General features: G+C 54.4%; 11 protein-coding genes. 5 read left to right on the plus strand and 6 right to left on the minus strand.

All coding sequences use genetic code 11. The annotated features are described in order from the left end of the window. Window positions 1–74 precede the first annotated feature (74 nt). Window positions 75–905 carry an SH3 domain-containing protein gene (locus R5L00_RS10585; protein WP_317651606.1) on the plus strand — a complete coding sequence of 277 codons (831 nt, stop codon included), beginning with the start codon at window positions 75–77 and terminating at the stop codon, window positions 903–905. 23 nt (window positions 906–928) lie between these two features. On the opposite strand, the gene R5L00_RS10590 is transcribed toward R5L00_RS10585, so the two are convergent. From R5L00_RS10590 to R5L00_RS10605, 4 genes are all read right to left on the minus strand, one after another. Further along, entirely contained in the window at window positions 929–2,560 is a 1,632-nt protein-coding gene (locus tag R5L00_RS10590; protein WP_317651608.1) for a diguanylate cyclase, read from the minus strand. Window positions 2,561–2,744: 184 nt separating this feature from the next. Then, a complete protein-coding gene (gene mfd / locus R5L00_RS10595; RefSeq protein WP_317651610.1) occupies window positions 2,745–6,197 on the minus strand; it encodes a transcription-repair coupling factor in 3,453 nt (1,150 codons plus the stop codon). 184 nt (window positions 6,198–6,381) lie between these two features. Further along, window positions 6,382–8,151 carry a single-stranded-DNA-specific exonuclease RecJ gene (gene recJ, locus R5L00_RS10600; protein ID WP_317651612.1) on the minus strand — a complete coding sequence of 590 codons (1,770 nt, stop codon included), beginning with the start codon at window positions 8,149–8,151 and terminating at the stop codon, window positions 6,382–6,384. Window positions 8,152–8,680: 529 nt separating this feature from the next. Further along, window positions 8,681–9,814 carry a DUF1207 domain-containing protein gene (locus R5L00_RS10605; protein WP_107695070.1) on the minus strand — a complete coding sequence of 378 codons (1,134 nt, stop codon included), beginning with the start codon at window positions 9,812–9,814 and terminating at the stop codon, window positions 8,681–8,683. Window positions 9,815–10,007: 193 nt separating this feature from the next. Here R5L00_RS10605 and R5L00_RS10610 point away from each other — a divergent pair, with 193 nt between their 5' ends. From R5L00_RS10610 to R5L00_RS10620, 3 genes are all read left to right on the plus strand, one after another. Continuing rightward, on the plus strand, window positions 10,008–10,340 hold the full coding sequence (locus tag R5L00_RS10610) for a DMT family transporter (RefSeq protein ID WP_317651615.1): 333 nt from the start codon (window positions 10,008–10,010) through the stop codon (window positions 10,338–10,340). A 69-nt stretch (window positions 10,341–10,409) separates the two neighbouring features. Then, the gene (locus R5L00_RS10615; protein WP_107695068.1) at window positions 10,410–11,264 is read left to right on the plus strand and encodes a pirin family protein; all 855 of its coding nucleotides are present in this window, start codon (window positions 10,410–10,412) and stop codon (window positions 11,262–11,264) included. Window positions 11,265–11,925: 661 nt separating this feature from the next. After that, window positions 11,926–12,897 (plus strand): PEP-CTERM sorting domain-containing protein, encoded by a 972-nt coding sequence (locus tag R5L00_RS10620; RefSeq protein WP_317651617.1) that lies wholly within the window; start codon window positions 11,926–11,928, stop codon window positions 12,895–12,897. A 62-nt stretch (window positions 12,898–12,959) separates the two neighbouring features. On the opposite strand, the gene R5L00_RS10625 is transcribed toward R5L00_RS10620, so the two are convergent. Then, window positions 12,960–14,423 carry a transglycosylase SLT domain-containing protein gene (locus R5L00_RS10625; protein WP_317651618.1) on the minus strand — a complete coding sequence of 488 codons (1,464 nt, stop codon included), beginning with the start codon at window positions 14,421–14,423 and terminating at the stop codon, window positions 12,960–12,962. 208 nt (window positions 14,424–14,631) lie between these two features. Continuing rightward, a complete protein-coding gene (queF, locus tag R5L00_RS10630) occupies window positions 14,632–15,051 on the minus strand; it encodes a preQ(1) synthase (protein ID WP_219907541.1) in 420 nt (139 codons plus the stop codon). Between the two features lie 143 nt (window positions 15,052–15,194). Between queF and smc the strand changes: the two genes are divergently transcribed. Continuing rightward, on the plus strand, window positions 15,195–18,782 hold the full coding sequence (gene smc / locus R5L00_RS10635; RefSeq protein ID WP_107695063.1) for a chromosome segregation protein SMC: 3,588 nt from the start codon (window positions 15,195–15,197) through the stop codon (window positions 18,780–18,782). Window position 18,783 lies beyond the last annotated feature (1 nt).

An 18,783-nucleotide genomic window follows, 5' to 3' on the forward strand; every position in this document is an offset into this window, starting at 1 on the left:
ATGCATTCCATATTCACGTGGGACGGCCGTATAGTAAACGGCAGGATCGTCAAGATCGGGAGATAAGCAAGTCAATGGGATTTTGGAACCAGCGCAAGGCGATTGCAAAGCTGCGGCATATCGGAGAAGGGATATTTCTTTTGCTACTGGGTTTGAACATTGCGGGGTGCGGTATTCCTATTAAATCAAGCATTCCCGAGCCTGAGCCCGAGACCGTGGCTGCCGTTCCCGAAGCACGGGCGAAGGTACAGTGCGAAATTGAACTTGAAAAGCTCGAAGCTGAAAAAGACGCGCAGCAGCAAGAAATTGAACGCTTGCAGAAGGTGCTGACAGAGAAAGATGCGCAGATCCGCAGTCAGCAGGCCAGGCAGCAGGATCAGGCCAAGACATTGCAGGAAACAAGCAGTCTGGCCGCTCAGGCCCAGGTCAAGCTCCGGCGTTTGGCTACGCGCCCTGCCGCCGCCTCGGCTATTGCGGAAGTTGAAATGATGATGGGGAATCTGAAATCGTCCCCTATGGCAGGGTCCGAGGAGATTTTGCAAACGCAGGCACAGCGGCTCCTCAACGCCGCTACCACCTCCTATGCGGAGGAGAACTATGCCTCCGCGATGGATCACGCTGCGCAGGCTCGTGAGTATATCGATATGGTAACGAACAACCGCACGCGCAAAACTTCGGATCAGCTCACGGTATCGTTGCAGGTTCCCATTCCGCTGCGTACAACCAGCAACAGCAATCTGCGGCAGAAGCCGGGCTTAAGCGCCCCCTTGGTCACGACGTTAAAACGGGATGCACTCATGATCGCGGAGGCCTATCGCGGCGATTGGCTGTACGTGATGACAGCCGATGGACGAGCGGGATGGGTGTTGAATACACTGGTGGAAGCACAGGTGGGCAAACCCTGAGGTTTAATAACGTTACGCGCGCCTTAGGCTTCCGATTTTATCAGAAGAGGACAATAGGCACGGTTGCGACCCGCGCGCTTTGCCTCATAGAGTGCATAGTCAGCGCTCGCGAATACCTCGGTTGGCGTAATGTCCTCCAGCCGAGGCTCTACTATGCCGATGCTGACTGTTAATGCGATTTCCGTGCCTTTAACCGTGGGATACAAGGCTTCTACCTGAGAACGAACTCGCTCCGCAGTATTCGTGGCAAGTTCTGCCGAAGTTTCAGTAAGGATTATGATGAACTCATCCCCACCGTAGCGTGCGGCATAGTCGATGCTGCGTATCGACTGAAGAAGTATCCGGGCCACGGCCGCGAGGATTTCATCTCCCGCAATATGGCCATAAGTATCGTTGAGCGTCTTGAAATGATCAATATCCAGCATCAGCAATGTAAACGGCCGATGGCTGCGTTTGAAGCGCGCGAGCTGATCGGTCAAGATTGAATCAAGCTTGCTGCGGTTGTACAGGCCAGTCAGGCTATCGGTAATCGAAAGCGTTTTCAGGACCTCATTCTGTTGTTGCATTGCTTCATTGGTAGCCATGATTTTGGCGTGACTATGGCGCAGCCGGTCTGTCATCTGGTTGAACACCTGCGTAAGATGACCGAGCTCGTCGCTGCGCGTCGCGCTGAGTCGTACCTCAAGATCTCCCGCTGCAATACGGTCAGCTGCGCGCATCAGCCGTTGTAACGGCAACACGATGGAGCGCCCCATCTGGAACGCGACGGCTGTCACAACGAGCACGAGCGCGGCCACCAGCCCCAGAAAGATATTGCGCAGTTCGATCCATGCTCCATAAACCTCGGCGCGATCCCGTTCCGCCAGAACCGTGATCGAAAGTTGGGGAGCGACATCTGCCAATCCGATGACTTGCGGGTGCGTCAGACCGTGAAATGCGATGGAGTCGCCCGCTTGTTCCCGAAGCTGGCTCAGCAATGCAGAATCCAGCTGTGTCAACTTGTTCTCGTCGTCATAACTGCTGACGAGCGTCCTGCCATTTGAATCAAGCAGCAGCACTTCACCGGGGGGGGATTTTGTCGCACTTTTCAGGTAGGGCTTCAGGTTGCGCAGGTCAAGCACGGCGACCATTGCGCCTAGCAGCACATCGCCATATGACAATACTGGAACTGCGACGCTCAGCGTCGGAGCTTCATATTGCTTGTTCCAGTGCGGTGCAGCTATCAGGCGCGTTTGCGGCCAGCTGCTCGGGATTGCCACAGGCTCCGGTGTTTCCGCGCTGCTGGCTATGACTTCTCCGGCTGCGTTTACAACCGTGAGTTCCAGTATTGTGTCGAGTTTTTTCTGTACCGAGCGGAGATAGTGACCCACAGCTGCGGGATTTTTGCCGGGGGTGCTCGCGGGCCGGTCAGCCGTCGCCAACCCTTCAACCACTACGATAGATGCGGAGGTGACCTGCGTCTCGTGTACGCGCTTCTCGACCCAGAGTTCTATTTCACGGATAGCATAATTAGTGAGAGCGCGAAGCTCGCGGGCGACATTATCGCTGATCTGCGCCTCATTTTGCCTGAACGAGAGCAGTCCCAGCCCCAGCGACGGGACAAGCGTCGCCATGATTGCGAATACTACGATCTTGCTCTTAATGCTCTTGAACACTATTGGTACACTTTTGCAAAAGGGCAAATAGTCTAGCTTAACGGACGAGTTATACCGCGAATGAAAAATAATTATCGGAAAAGCAGCAATTGAAAAAGGGTTTTTTATAAAGCACTGCCGCTGCTTTTTATATGCATTCGTTAGCCGCGTCGTTGCACTTCCTCTGGACCACCCAAGATTGTCACTAACTCAACTCGGCGATCAGGCCTTTTATCCGAACCACGCGATCGCGGACCTTCGCAATCTGGGTTTTTATCTTCAGGCGGTCAGGACCGGCAAGCTGATGGTCACGGCTGCGTTGGAGGAATGCCACGATTCTGCCGGCATCGACAGGCGGATTGGGAGTAAACTGCACCTGGATGTAGTCGGGAGTGGCTTCTATGCGAGTAATTCCCAACGGTGTCGCTGCAATACGCAAGCGGTGACAGTCTAGCAAGGCCCTGACGGGGTCGGGCAAGAGGCCGAAGCGGTCTGTTAATTCTACCTGAATCTCATCCAATTGCTCATCGTTGGTACAGTTGGCCATACGCTTGTATAGTATCAGGCGCTCATGTACGTCGCTGCAGTAGTCTTCCGGTAACAATGCGGGTACATGCAAATTGATCTCGGTCGCAACGCGCAGCGGATGCTGAATATCGGGTTCTTTGCCTTCCTTCAGCGATTGGACCGCGGCATCGAGCATGGTGGCGTAGAGATTGAAACCGATCTCCTGCATCTCGCCACTTTGCGATTCGCCCAGCACTTCACCCGCTCCCCTGATTTCCAGATCATGCATGGCAAGATAAAAGCCTGCGCCCAGCTCTTCCATGGTTTGAATGGCTTCGAGGCGTTTTTTCGCCTGAGCGCCAAGTGCCTCTTCCTCCGGAACCAGCAAATACGCGTAGGCCTGGTGGTGGGAACGACCGACGCGTCCGCGCAATTGATGCAACTGCGCCAGGCCGAATTTATCGGCCCGATTGATAATGATGGTGTTGGCGGTAGGAACATCGATGCCGGTCTCGATGATGGTTGTGCAGAGAAGCAGGTTGAAACGCTGCTGGTAGAAATCTTTCATCACGTGTTCCAGCTCGCGTTCTCGCATTTGCCCATGTGCAACATTGATGCGCGCCTCCGGAAGAAGTCGCGCCAGTCTGTCATGCATTGTCTGGATGGTGCCAACCTCGTTGTGCAAGAAATAAATTTGACCGCCGCGTTTTAGTTCGCGTAAACAGGCCTCACGCATAACTCCTTCGGAAAAACGGCTGACGAACGTCTTGATGGCCAGTCTTCGCTGCGGCGCGGTTGCAATCACGGAAAATTCGCGCAGCCCTTCCAGCGACATTGCCAGGGTGCGGGGGATAGGTGTAGCCGTGAGCGTTAGCACATCTACTTCCGACCGCAGGCTTTTCAATTGCTCCTTATGCCGCACGCCAAAGCGGTGTTCCTCGTCAATGATCACCAAACCCAGGTTTTTGAATTTCACGCCTTTCTGAATAAGTTTGTGGGTGCCGATGACAATGTCGATGGCACCATTCGCCAGTCCTGCCAGTGCCTGAGTTTGCTCTTTAGCAGAGCGGAAGCGCGATAGTTCGGCGATTTTGATTGGCCATTCATCCGCTAACAGGCTGAAGCGGTCCGAAAAATTCTGAAAATGCTGTTCGGCCAGCAAGGTCGTTGGCACCAGGACTGCTACTTGTCTCCCATCGGCTACAGAGATAAATGCGGCTCGCAAGGCCACTTCGGTTTTGCCAAAACCTACATCGCCGCAAATCAACCGGTCCATCGGTTTATCTGAACTCAAGTCCTCGATGACGGCGTCGATGGCTGCGGCCTGATCGGGTGTTTCCTCGAAGCCAAACCCTTCGACAAATGCCTCGTAATCGTGTCGACTAAAACGAAATGCGTGACCTCGGCGTGCGCTGCGCTGGGCATAAAGGTTGAGAAGCTCCGCAGCCGTATCGCGTACCTGTTGCATCGCTTTGCGCTTTGCCTTATCCCATTGACCGCTGCCCAGCTTGTGCATCGGTGCGGCTTCGGGAGATGCTCCGCTATATCGCCCGATAAGATGCAATTGCGAAACCGGCACATAGAGCTTATCGCCGCCTTCGTACTCGAGTGACAGGAATTCTGTCGCGCCATCCCCCATATCGATGCTCACCAGCCCAAGATACCTGCCGATGCCATGTTGTTCATGTACCACTGGATCACCCGGCTTGATCTCTGAAAGGTCCCGCAGCATTGCGTCGGTCACTGCGGCTGCTTTACGAGAATCCCGTTCACGTCGGCCATGCAGATGTCTGGCGTATAACTCACTCTCCGTGATGAGGGCCAGCCCCTCACCAGGGCAGAGGAAACCGTTGTGCAGAGGCGCTACCCCAAGCATGAAGGCTGCTTTGCTCGTCAGAAATTGCGCGTAGCTATCGCATATATCGGGATACAGCTGATATTGCCGTAGATGGTCAGCGATCAGTTCCCGTCTGCCCACGCTTTCCGCCAGAAGTAATGCGCGTCCACCGGGGGGGGCAGCGGTTAAATCCGATATAAATGCGGACAGTTTCTCAGCGGGGTGGTCAGAGCGGCGGTCGATCTGGAGAGGAGGTAACGGTGCGGTCGGATTCTGGGCTACGACGTCGGAGTTTTGAGAACCGAACTGGAGTTCGACGCGTGAGTAGGGCTTCAATGCTCCAAAGAACGCATCTGTGGTGACGAATAACTCGGCGGGCTTCAGTAGCGGCCGGTCATTGTCGCCGCGGAGCATCTGGTAACGCGTCTGCGTGTCATTCCAGAAGTTTTCCACCGCAGGGTAAATCTCACGGTGCAGGCATAGCAGCATGGTCGGCGGTAAATAGTCGAACAGCGTCGCTGTGTGATCAAAAAATAGTGGCAGGTAATATTCGATGCCCGCCGGGGTTCCACCTTTGCTGATGTCTCTATAGACACGGCTTTTGGATGGATCACCCTCAAACTTTTCGCGGAAGCTGCCACGGAACCGGGTGCGGCCTTCCTCGTCGAGGGGAAACTCGCGCGCCGGCAATAAACGGATCTCACTGACCGGATAAACACTTCTCTGGGTATCCACATCAAACGTACGGATAGTCTCGATGTCGTTATCCAGCAGGTCGATGCGATAGGGCAGCGGACTTCCCATCGGGAATAGGTCGACCAGGCCACCTCGAATGCTATATTCGCCGGGCGACAGCACCTGGGTAACGTGGCTGTAGCCGGCCAAAGTCATTTGACGCCGCAGCGTCGCCAGATTGAGGGTATCACCCCGCTTGAGAAAGAAAGTATGCGCAGCGAGATACTCCGGGGGCGGCATGCGGTATAGGGCCGTAGTGACGGGAACGATGAGGATGTCACAAGTCCCGCTCATGAGCTGATAAAGCGTGGCAAGCCGGTCGGATATCAGGTCTTGATGAGGGGAGAAGGTGTCATAGGGCAATGTTTCCCAATCCGGCAGCAGGCGAGTGCTTAATTCCGGTGCGAAGAAGGGAATTTCTTCCAGGAGCCGCTGCGCATCGAGCGCGTTTGCGGTAATGATAACAATGGGTTTTGCCTGTTGCGCCAGTTGCGCAAGTGCGAGCGAATCACCAGAGCCATCAAAATGGCCATATCGGATCGTGGAGCCGGGTGGGGGGACGGTCAGCTTGAAAGACATCTTCCTGCGATACTATGGTAAACGGGCAGCAAACCCTCGGATTTGTGGTTGCCCTCTGAAAAGACCGAAATTATGTGGCAGTACCCGCATCAGGTTTGCCTGCGTTCCATAAGCGAGAAACACGTTATATATTGCAGTTGAAGCCAAAGCAACGGGTTCCACGGAGGACTTGTTAAGAGCCTCCTTAAGCATCCGCCTGAGACCAGTGGTCTACAATAAATTGCAGGGTGGAATTGCCGTTGAACTCATTCACTTGCAATCGGTAGACGGCATGTATTACCTCAGGTAGCGTAATCGTTGAGGAAAACAATATGGCATCATACAGGCGTCCCCGCTTTTCTGAAGTGTGGTCCCCAGTTTTGTTACTGGATTTGCTAAGCTTTAGTTTCAGATGTCTCTTACCGACTACGCGCTGATCCACTACGCAGAAGCAGGTACTGAAGGTGGGCTGCGCGAAACCTTGTCCCCATACTTGTTGGGTAAGTTGCACGGCCAGTTCGAGATTGAGTTCGGACTCGTCCAGGTCACCATCGGTTTCGATCACATGCTTGAGATCGGCGGGCGCGAGCAACCCCTGTGCTGTCTGCTCGAACACATCACGAAATTTTTCAAAGTCGCGCGCATGTAAAGTAAGGCCGGCTGCAGCGGCATGTCCCCCGAATTTGAGCAAAAGGCCGGGATAGCGTTTGGAGATTAGGTCCAGCGCGTCTCTTAAATGAAATCCTGGAATGGATCTGCCTGATCCTTTTATCTCACCATTGCTGCCGGGCGCAAATGCGATGACAGGACGGTAATATTTGTCCTTAATACGCGAGGCCAGTATGCCGATTACGCCCTGATGCCAGCCGGGATCGAATAGACTCAGGCTATGGATATTCCGCGGCTGAATTTCCCCGTCTGCCAAGTGCCCAACCGGCAGCTCATCCCCCAGCAAGACTCGAGCGCTATCGTGCATGTTCGCTTCGATCTCCTGACGTTTGCGGTTAAGCGAGTCAAGTTGATGAGCAATTTCCAAAGCATCGGATTCGTCGTCCGTGACGAGGCAGTCAATGCCGAGCGACATATTCTCAAGCCGTCCCGCGGCATTCAATCTTGGGCCCAGCGCAAAACCCAGGTCATAGGCGGATGCGCGGCTGAAATCTCGCTGGGCAACTTGCAGCAGAGCATTAATCCCTGGGCAGGCTCGCCCGCCGCGAATACGCCGTAATCCGTAATGCACGAGTATGCGATTGTTATTATCGAGTCTCACCACATCCGCTACAGTGCCGAGCGCTACGAGATCAAGCAATTCGGCAAGATTAGGCTCTTTTTCGGAGGCAAATGCCGCTCTCGCGCGCAATTCTGCCCGCAACGCGAGCATTAGATAAAATATTACGCCTACGCCAGCGAGGTGCTTGCTGGGAAAATCGCACCCCGGCTGGTTAGGATTCACAATCAAGGCGGCATCGGGCAGCTCATCTCCTGGCAGATGATGATCGGTAACCAAGACCTCCATGCCGAGCCACCTGGCTTCAGCTACGCCCTCCACGCTCGCGATACCGTTGTCAACTGTAATCAATATATCTGGACGGTTTACAGCGCTTGCGAGCCGAACGATCTCTGGGGTGAGACCATATCCATATTCAAAGCGATCGGGGACGAGATAATCTACGATTGCGCCGAACTTTCTCAGCCCGCGTATGCCAACGGCACAAGCGGTGGCACCATCCGAATCATAGTCCGCGACTATCAGCATGCGCTTGCGCGCGGCGATCGCGTCTGCGATAAATCTCGCCATCTGGCAAATATTTTTCAGGCGCCCGAATGGGACCAATCGGGACCAGTCCACCTCAAGTTGCCCGGGTTCTTCGATACCTCGGGCCGCATAGACCCGCGCCAGCACGGGATGGATGCCGTAACTAGTCAGGGTATCGAAAGCACTTGGCGGGAAGCCGCGGGAGATGGTGTTGGGCATGTGTGGAAATAACAATCCTGTATGGCTTCTAGGGCACCCCTGAAAACGCCTCCGGAATTCACAAGGCGCCTACGTCTTACGCACGTCGCGGTTTAAGCTTCGATCCCAGGGAGTTTGATATCACGCCGTTACCACCCGATTCTACCAGCAACCCGCTGGGACGGAGTTCTGTAGGTGAGTGGCTTTGTCAGGCTGCTAGCGAAAGGGCAAATTATTGGATGAGCCATTCACGTTTTCGCCGTTTGCGCTGTCGCCTTCCGCGCATCACATCCCGCGAAGCCGCCGTCGCGTCCGTCCGGGAGATATTCAGAGGTTCCCTAGTGTACGCGCCGGTGGATCGCAGAATAAGACCACAACGGAAGGTTGAAGCCAGCTCATCACGTACGGTAGGGTCTACCCCCGGGAATATGTCGATCGTACTGTCCATCAGAGGGGCAACCTCGGCAGCTCACCCGAAGGCGATTAAGTTCGCTTATGGTTGAGGTGCATGTGCCTCGAGATTTACACGACGCCGTTGAGGTGGATCATCTTAAAAGTGATAGTGCGCCCCAATTCCCAAATAGTCGACTCGCTGTCTCAAAAATTGGCCGGTAGGAGAATTGCCGTGGAAATATTCGACGAGGAACTGAAGTCTTCGGCCGAAAGATTGAAACCGGTCCAACTGAATCCCGGCTCTTGCTGAAACATCGGCATTCCAGTTATTTTGTTCGTGGTTTTTTATGTCCACCGCGGCAACCGGGCGTATTGACAGGACTTCGATCCGCCACGGACTTCTGAACTCCATGCCGTACTGAATCATCCACGGCTTAAGCGTAGAAGGCTGCTTGTGGAAGATCCCCCCTCCGCCGCCATATACCCGCAACCCATACGGAAGCTCATAGGACAGCCTGAGATCCGCTCCTTCATAGCTAAGATTGATGCGCTCCACGTCGGTCAGCCTTCGCAGCAGGAACTCGTCCCCAAGGTGCGAACTTTGGTGATAGACACGGGCAAAAGCGGACACCTGGCCTGCTCTAACACTTGCGTATGCAGAGGCAATAAAGTCGGAATTGATGAGATCGGACGAAGGTGCCCCAAGATTGAAATCGCTAAAGACTGCGGCCTGGAGTCCCGCTTCCCACTGGGCAGAGTATTTGCCTAAATTGGCACGGTAGAATGGTATTGTTTCACCGAAACTCACCGACCCGTTATTATTCCCATCAATGTTGTTGCCGACATAATTGCGGTAGGCAGCGGAGAAATGGGCCCATCGGGGATCGGCCAGGAGGGGTTTGAACAAATGTCCTTCCGGTAACATCCCGGTCGGGAGAAGAATCGCACCTTTGGCCGGTGCACCTTCCTCGGTGATTGCTTCATCCGGCACTTTATCTGGCGCGGGGGCAGCGGCTATGGATGGTGGCGGGGTACTTGCCTCAACTTTTACCGCGGTAACGCCGGGTATCTCCGAGAGAGCCTGTAACACCTTCGCGCGTTCTTCTGTCGGTATCTTGTCCGCCGGAAGGGTAATGATCCCATGTAGCACCTTTAACGAAGGGTGATCGATTTTGAAACTATGTTTTAAGACACCCGCAGCATAACCCGCGATATATGAGTCATTAGGTATCTCAGCCCTGACAACGGAAATACAAGACAACGTAATCGCGAAGATTAAAAGAAGCCGCACGCTTCCCCCTTTTTATATTAAACGGACGACTTGAGCCACGATTCCCCCTTGAAATCGTCGAGGACAATTAGTATTGGAAGGAAATGCGCTAACGTCAGTACGGTAGGGCACAGTGCGGTGGGTCCGAGGTGGATCAACTCCCGCGGCGACGTATTCCTTACTATAATGTAGGCGCCGCAGGGGGAACCAAGATTTGAGTCATTGGCTATTTCTTTCAATCGCCATTATCAGCGAGGTGGTTGCTACCTCAGCGTTGAAGTCGAGCGCTGGCTTCACACAGCTATGGCCATCACTGCTTGTCATCGCTGGTTATTCCGCCGCGTTCTTCTTCTTATCCCTCACCTTGAAGACGATGCCGGTAGGGATCGCGTACGCAATCTGGTCTGGGGTAGGAATTGTGCTTATTACGCTGATTGCCTGGCTTGTTCTTGGGCAATCCCTCGATGGTCCCGCCATCGTTGGGCTGGGTCTGATCATTGCTGGGGTGGTTGTGTTGAACGTGTTTTCGAAATCGGCTATTAATTAGTATCAGTAGTCACGAATCTGGAGCCATGTCATGCCACCGAACGATACAGTTGGAGCAGCACCTAAAACTATGACACGCGTCCTGCGCGGCGCAGGTCAACACTGGGTGGGTGACGGCTTTCCGGTACGGACGCTTTTCGCCTATCCGGACCTGGGGCCGACGACCAGCCCCTTTTTGCTTCTTGACTATGCTGGTCCAACTGAATTTCCCGCGACACAAAAATCCCTAGGTGTAGGGCCCCACCCACATCGAGGTTTTGAGACAGTAACGATCGTGTATAGCGGCGAAGTCGAACATCGTGACAGTTCTGGCCGCGGCGGGAAAATTGGCCCTGGCGACGTGCAATGGATGACTGCAGCCTCAGGCATTATTCATGAGGAATTTCACGGACGAAACTTCGCTCAGCAGGGCGGAGTGCTTGAGATGGTGCAACTGTGGGTTAATCTACCTGCAAAGGACAAAATGTCCCCGCCGCGTTACCAGACCATTAAAAACCGTGCGATACCCACGGTGATTCTTCCGGGCGGAAAAGGACACGCGCGGGTGATTGCGGGCGAATGCCAGGGCGTAAAAGGACCTGCGCAGACATTTACGCCTATCAATGTGTGGGATGTGCAAATAGGGACCGCTACCCCATTATCTCTGCCAGTACCCGAGGGTTACACAACGATTGCAGTAGTGCTCAAAGGGTCGGTTAGCATAACCGGCGGAGAAGAGGTCGGTCGCGGGGAGGTTGGCCTATTCGGGCGAGCTGGCGACCACATCAGTATAGAAAACTCGCAAGATGCGTCCATGCTGCTGCTTTCTGGTGAACCGATTGACGAGCCGATTAGCGGGAGCGGTCCGTTTGTCATGAATAGTCCCGAAGAGATCAGACAGGCAATCTCCGATTATCAAAGCGGCAGAATGGGGCAACTGACATAATGGGTACCGGGGGCGCAGGGCCAAGGATCCCAGGGACAAGGATCATGGAGCCCATGAAGTGATGAAGAACCTTGAGCGAGGCGTATCCCCGCCGGCAGAGGCTCAGCGGCTGTGCTGAACTCTCTTAAGACGCTAACTGCACCTGAGTTGCCCGGGTGTATCGTATAAAGCACAGGCAGTTTAATTCCTTAGATCGAAAACCAAGTCCAACGTTTCTCCTCGCTAAATGCGTGGGCCCAGGACTGGGGGGCGAGTATTTCTTCTCCGCACCTGCTAGATAACCAACCCCTGGTTATTTTTTCCTCGCGAGTTTTGCATCAACTGATCCCTTCTGTGATGGCTTCTCTGCCGTACTGGTCTTGCGGCAACAATCCGCAAACTCCCAAGATTTCCAAAGCTAACATAAAAACTTCGCCGCTGGCTCGTCCATTGGTCATGGTGTACCAAGGTCCAATTGTACCGGTTGCTAAAGTTGCTACGATGGGCACATCACGTAATACAGCCGCTAGCTGAATAGCTGAATCTGACTCCTCGCCGATGCGCAACAATCCGACTACAAGGTTGAGTTTAGCTCGAGCCTTTCCTCCATCAAGGGATTGGTATACGTAAGGCCAAGCACATCATGAAGATGCCTGCATTTTTATTACGGTCTGGAGCGGTTTTGCTATTACTGCTACTCTCGATAAGTGCTCACGCCATCGCCATCGATTACAGCAAGATCACGCTTGCTCAGGGTAAGAGCGCGGATAACACCGGAATTGATTCCATCCCTGGAGTTGTCTCGAAAACCGATCAGATGATCGTGCTTTTACTGGTTAGTTTACATACAGGAGGGCAAGACAGTGAGGCTAAGCTTTTGTCGATGGGCAACTCTCCAGATGGGTTCGCTCTGCTTTTTGACTTTCCTTCGGCCCCTGGCTTGCAATGGCCCGACGGGAATCTGGCGAGCTTTCCTGCATTTGGTTTGCTGCCAGACGATGCTGACGACGCGGATCAAATGACACGGGTAAGCAACGAGGAGAATGAAATTATCGACTTCCTCGCCATGCTGGGGATCGTCACAGCCGTATGGGAACCCTCCAGCGAACATTCGTCGGAAATGGCGGACGCTGCGCCACCCGTGGTAGCAGGCGGTGTACGGCGAGGGGCGCGCGACGCGTGCCTGCATTTGCACAATGAGCAGTCGAATAAACACGGTCGGCACGAGAGCTTATGCCCGGATACCGGTTTAGCCGGCCCCGGCTTCAGCGGCACCCGCATCGGTAGAGGTGGGATTGTGACAAGCGGAGGGGGCGTTTCCGGTCCAAGCGGCAGCAGTATTCCCGGAGGAGTTGGCGGCGGCAGTCCCGGTGGTGGCGGAACCGGTAGTGGTGGAACCGTTGGAGGTGGAACCGGGGGAGCCGGAGAAGCTGGTGGTGGAGGCCCCGGCAGTGGGCCCGGAGGGGAGAATGGCAGTGGTGTCCCAGGTCCAGGTAGTGGTGGCGGCGGAACCGAGAATGCCGTTCCCCCCAGCGAAGTTCGTACCGTTCCGGAACCGGCCACATTAGCCCTGGTGGTGTTTGGGCTCTTGGGAATGTATGCGGCGGGTTATCGGAATCGTGGTTCAGCCAGCTTTTCGCGCTTTACCGGATGATCATGATTTCCGCCGGGAACCGGGAGTTTCAAACCTGAATTCGAAGGGGAATTAGGCGGCGGCTACGTACGTTTTTTTTGGGAGGTGCCGCTGCCTGAGGGCACAGAGGGTGCTATCCCGGCAGAGGCGCGGGGCTTGAGGATGAGTTTCTGTCCTGCGACCAGGTGTTTTAGGTTTCCATTCCATGCCTTGATTTGCTCTACGGTTACTTCGTAGCGTTTAGCGATTTCATGCAGCGTGTCATCCGCCCGCACCAGATGGAAAAAATAGCGCTCGCGTGACCTTTGTGTTGCCGGTTTATTGCCGATTATCGAAATATCGGTCCCTCCGGCGTTCCCGTTACGGGGGACCAGCAAAGTCTGACCTGGCGTGACGGTGCCTTGTCTACCCATGTCATTTACTTCTCTTAGCTTTCGCAAGCTGATTCCATACCGTTTCGAAATCGTTGCCGCGGTATCGCCATCTCTTGCCAGATAGCCTTGCCAGGACACGAGTGGCTCACCGTGGTTTCTCAAATTCTCAGCAAATATCTCAACTTTATCCACAGGGAGCAGCAGGGTGTCCAGTCCGTCGCTGTGAATAACGGGCCGATTGTGCGCCGGATTCAGCGCCTTGAACTCATCCACCGAAATATCCGCCAGCCATGCCGCGAGCCTTACATCTATATGACGTCCTGCCGAAACCTGCTCGAAGTAGGGCTGGTTGGGTAGGGAGCCAAGCTCAATGCCGAATGCCGCGGGGTTGGAGATTATATTTTTTATCGCGATCAGACGGGGAATATAGTTCCGGGTTTCAGGGGGAAGCTTCATGCTGCGGAAATTCGTTGCGAGTCCCTTGTTGCGATTCTTTTCCAACGCGCGACCTACCGCTCCCTCGCCCCAGTTATATGAGGCCAGTGCCAATTCCCACTCGCCGAACATCGCATGAAGTTTCTGTAAATAGTCGAGCGCAGCACGGGTAGCTGCAACGATGTCCCTGCGTCCATCGTACCACCAGTTCTGTCTCAGACCGTAAATCCTTCCCGTGGATGGGATCAGCTGCCATATTCCCGCTGCCTGACGAGCGGAATAGGCCATGGGATCAAAAGCGCTTTCGATAATCGGCAGCAGTGCCATTTCGGCAGGCATGCCACGTCGCTCTACCTCCTCGACGATATGAAAGAGATAGCGTTTGCTCCGTTCGATAATGTATTCCAGAGACTTTGGATGGCTGGCGTAGAAATCCTCGATACGCCGTACTTCCTCATTATCTAGTTCAGCCATGGTGAAGCCGCCTCGTATTCGATCCCACAGGTCCGTTGGAGGTGTGTGAACGTCAGAATGACTATTGTTCATTTCCAAATCGATCATGCCGTGACCGAGCTCGACGAGGGAATCGTTTTCTGGCAGTTTCAATCCATTATTCGGTATCGCTGGATGGGCAGGTGGGCCGGACCCAGCCGAAAAGGCGATGTCCGCCGACATGAGTGCCACGCTGATGATCAGGGCGTAAATCGACGGGGGAGTGCTGTTTAGGGCAATCGACATATTTGTTCTAATTTTTTTAATGTCGGGGTTATCAGGCAGAGGCTTTCCGATAACCTTTTTTTACAACAACCTGAACTGTACAACGCAAATGTCGTGCCATTATGCAATTAATGGCACCACTAGGCTTAGGCTAAGATGCCATTTTACCGACGTGCGTTAGAATTGGGAAAGCCCATATATAGCTGAGTTTTATTAATAAATCCTGCTCTCATCCTCGCGTTGCCGACGGGTTCTCGAACTTCGCGAGATACACCGCCGGAAGTGGTTCCCATCCCGCCTTTCGGTGATCCACCACGACATTGGTGAAAATGCCGCCACGCACATTAAACTTTGCCATGAGGCGCAGGTATCTCGGTTTCAAAACGGTGACAAGGTGGTCGACGATGAGGTTCGTCACCGCTTCGTGAAATGCTCCTTCATTGCGATAGGACCAGATGTAGAGCTTGAGACTCTTGAGCTCGACGCATTTCTTGTCAGGAATGTAATCAAGAATCAGGGTGGCGAAATCCGGCTGTCCCGTCTTTGGGCACAGGCAAGTGAACTCGGGAATTTCCATGTGTATCTGATAATCCCGCTTCGGTGTCGGGTTCGGAAAAGTTTCCAAGGTTTTTGTAGGGCTACTTGGCATTCTCTTATCTCGGTCAAATCGGTTAGAATGGTCTGCCCGCAGGTACATTCACCGGCACGCCTCTTCAGAAACGATCAGGTGACTGAGTGATTTAAGGGGCCGTTTTTCCAGGTTGCACATTATAACTGTTTGCAAACGACAAATTGCGTCTCTCCCATATCAAACTCGCTGGTTTCAAGTCATTTGTCGATCCCACTGACATCCCGCTTCCGGGCGATCTTGTCGGCGTCGTGGGGCCTAACGGTTGCGGTAAGTCCAACGTCATCGATGCAGTGCGATGGGTTCTGGGAGAGTCGAGGGCGTCTGCGTTGCGCGGCGAGTCTATGCAGGATGTGATTTTCAACGGCTCCGTGAATCGGAAACCGATCGGGCGCGCCAGTGTGGAGCTGATATTCGACAACAGTTTTGGCAAAGCGGCCGGGCAGTGGTCGAGCTACGCGGAAATTTGCATCAAACGGGTCCTTCGGCGGGATGGCGAGTCAACCTACCACATCAATAACATTCATGTGCGCAGGCGCGATATTGCGGACATTTTTCTTGGTACGGGCGTCGGTGGTCGCGGCTATGCCATAATCGAGCAAGGAATGATCTCGCGCATTATCGAAGCCAAACCTGAGGAACTGCGCGTATATCTCGAAGAAGCCGCCGGAATTTCCAAATACCGCGAACGCCGCCGGGAGACTGAGTTGCGTCTTGCCGATACTCGCGAAAACCTTCTTCGGTTAACCGATATTTGCCACGAATTGGGAAAGCAGTTGGTCCGCCTGGAACAACAGGCCGAGGTCGCTGCCCGTTTCCAGGACCTGACAGGCCGGCTGCGCACGGCTCAGAATCTGCTATGGTGTGCCCGCAAGCAGGAAGCGGCCATGCGGCGTACCCTTGCGGAAAAGGAGTACCGATCACTTCAGATGGGTCTCGAAGCGGAAATCGCCGCTTTGCGCGGCATTGAAAAATGTCTTGAGGAAAAACGCGCTTCGCATTATGCCACTAGCGACCGGGTGCATGAGGCGCAGGGCGAGCTTTATGCGGTCAACGCAGATGTGGCGCATATCGAACAGCAGATACGGCACCTGCGCGAAAACCGCCAGCGAATCGGGCAGCAAATCGCGATAGTAGGGACCCAGCTTGAACACAAGGTAAGGCAAGCGGGGGATGCCGCCGACAGTTTAACACGCTGGCGTGAGGAGCTTGATCATACAACCCTGTCCCGGGAGGCCGGCAAAAAGAAAGCTGCGGCAGAAAATGAAAAGTTACCGGAGGCCGAAGCGGCCTTTCGCGCATGCCAGGAAAAACTAACCGAAACGCAGCGCAGACTGCTGCTGACTGAGCAGGCGGGGCAACTGGAAGAAAGTCACAGGGCCCACGCAGAAAAAAACTTTAGCCAGCTTGAAGCGCGCCGCATAAGGCTGGTTACCGAGCGCGATACCTTGTCGCAGCCTGGAGCTGATGAATTATCCTGTCTGCACCAGCGCGCAGAAGACACGGCGGCTGCCCATGAACAGAAAAAGGAGATGCTGGCTCAGACTGAAAGCCTGCTTGTAACCGCGGGTGAGGAGAAATACACGCTAGATCGCAAGGTCCAGGCTCTGGAGCAGCAGATCATCAAGGCCGAAGCCCGGCTTACCGCTTTGCAGCGGTTACAGCACCGCCTGGAAGGCAGCGAGAGATTGAGTGCCTGGCTGGTCAAGCATCGTCTTGATTCCTTGCCGCGCTTGTGGGAGGGAATTCAGATAGAGAACGGATGGGAAGACGCGCTGGAAGCAGTGCTGCGCGAGCGTCTGAACAGCGTGCAGCTACGGCAGCTGGAAGAGTCCGATGAGTGGATGGGCGATCCGCCGCCCGGAAAATGGGCGCTGTTCGAGCTGGCCGTGCTGCCGGCTCAAGCAGCACAAGGCGCCGCAGCGGAACAACACGCCCCAGCGGAACAACACGCTCAAGCCAGGAATTTGCCGGAATCGGGAGCGCTCTTGGTCCCCTTGCAACATTATCTGAAATACGATCGGGCGGAACTCCGAGCCGTGCTCACCGAATGGTTGAGCGGGATTTTTGTGGCCGAAAGCGTGCAAACGGGTCTTGCGCAACGCGCAGGGCTTTCTCCAGCTGAAATGCTGGTCACCCGTGAAGGCAACATCATTACCTCGCACAGTCTCACCTATTACGCCCCCGACTCGCACCTGCATGGTGTGCTGGCGCGGCAACGGGAGATAGGCCAGATCAAGGCGGAAACGGATGGGCTGGGGGGGGCGCTGTCGGTTGAAAGATCCTCGCTGCAGGAAGTGGAAGAAAGGTGCTCCGAGCTTGAATCGCTTGTATCGGGCTTGCGCCGCGATACCGTGCAGCTCCAGCAACAGCACCACGATGCGCAGATGCAGGCGTTGAAGCTTGAGCAGCTAGCCGAACGGGTTGACCAGCGATACCGGCAAATTGAAAGCGAACTTGATGAAATCGGACACCAAGCCCGAGGAGAGGGTGCCCGCAAGCTCGATGCGGAAGAAAAACTGGCGAAGTATCGAGCCGAGATCGTCGTCCTGGAACGCCAGGTGCACGAGGAAAAAAGAGCGCGGCAGATTGCAGAACAGTTTCTCAATGCACAACGGCAGCTTGTGCAGAATGCCGGAAGGGAATTGCAGGAAGCGGCATTTCAGGAAAAGAACTGTCAGCATAAAATCGCGGAGGTGGTCAGTTCCATCAGGCTTATCGACGATAACATTGTTGAGCTCAAGGCTCACCTGGAGAAATTACAGGCTGAGCAAATAACTTTCGACGAAACTCAACTAAGTTCCCTTCTCCAGGAAAGGCTGGAGCAGCGCGAACAGCGCGAGCAACGCTTGGCAATGGTGCGAAATGCGCTTGAAGAGGTTGCAGGCGAATTACGCCAAATTGAGCAGGAGCGCATGACCTCGGAGCAAAAAATACAACCGCTGCGCGACGCCATCGGCCAAGTCCGGCTTAAGGAACAGGAAGCGAGAATTACGGAGAATCAATTTGCCGAGCATTTGAAAGAATCTGGCGCGCATGAGCAGGAGTTGATAGAGACGCTGGGAAAAACGAAGCCTCCCGCCTTGCAGGCTGAGATCACCCGGATGAATTCGGAGATTGCTGCCCTGGGAGTGGTGAATGCAGGGGCGCTGGACGAATTAGAGTCGTGCCGTCTACGCAAGACGTATTTGGACTCTCAATCTCAGGATTTACAGGAAGCGTCCGATACCCTGCAAACCGCGATCCGGCAGATAGATCGGGAAACGCGGCAACGCCTGCTGGAGACGGTGGATAAGGTCAATGCCCATCTGGACGAAATGTTTCCCACCATGTTTGGCGGCGGACAGGCGAAACTGATCGTGAGGGGCGAGGAAATTCTGGACGCAGGCATACAAATTTTCGCTCAGCCGCCTGGTAAAAAGAACAGCTCCATTCATCTGCTTTCCGGAGGTGAAAAGGCCCTTACAGCATTGGCGTTTGTGTTCTCTCTGTTTCAGCTCAATCCGGCCCCGTTTTGCCTTCTGGATGAGGTGGACGCCCCCCTCGATGACAGCAATACCGAACGTTTTTGTAACCTTGTCCGTAAAATGTCGCGCCAGACTCAGTTTGTCTTCATCAGCCACAACAAAATTACCATGGAGATGGCGCAGCAATTGATCGGGGTTACCATGCAGGAGAAGGGCGTATCGCGCGTGGTGGCTGTAGAAATCGAAGAGGCTGTCAGGTTGAGCGACGCGGCCATGGTGACCTGAC

Origin of the sequence: Nitrosospira sp. Is2, assembly GCF_033095785.1 — a bacterium.
Taxonomy (GTDB): Bacteria; Pseudomonadota; Gammaproteobacteria; order Burkholderiales; family Nitrosomonadaceae; genus Nitrosospira.

Bases quoted from the DNA above. Each gene is read 5' to 3' on its own strand.
- R5L00_RS10585 (WP_317651606.1), top strand. From the start codon at position 75: ATGGGATTTTGGAACCAGCGCAAGGCGATTGCAAAGCTGCGGCATATC.
- mfd (WP_317651610.1), bottom strand. From the start codon at position 6,197: ATGTCTTTCAAGCTGACCGTCCCCCCACCCGGCTCCACGATCCGATAT.
- recJ (WP_317651612.1), bottom strand. From the start codon at position 8,151: ATGCCCAACACCATCTCCCGCGGCTTCCCGCCAAGTGCTTTCGATACC.
- R5L00_RS10615 (WP_107695068.1), top strand. From the start codon at position 10,410: ATGACACGCGTCCTGCGCGGCGCAGGTCAACACTGGGTGGGTGACGGC.
- R5L00_RS10625 (WP_317651618.1), bottom strand. From the start codon at position 14,423: ATGTCGATTGCCCTAAACAGCACTCCCCCGTCGATTTACGCCCTGATC.
- queF (WP_219907541.1), bottom strand. From the start codon at position 15,051: ATGCCAAGTAGCCCTACAAAAACCTTGGAAACTTTTCCGAACCCGACA.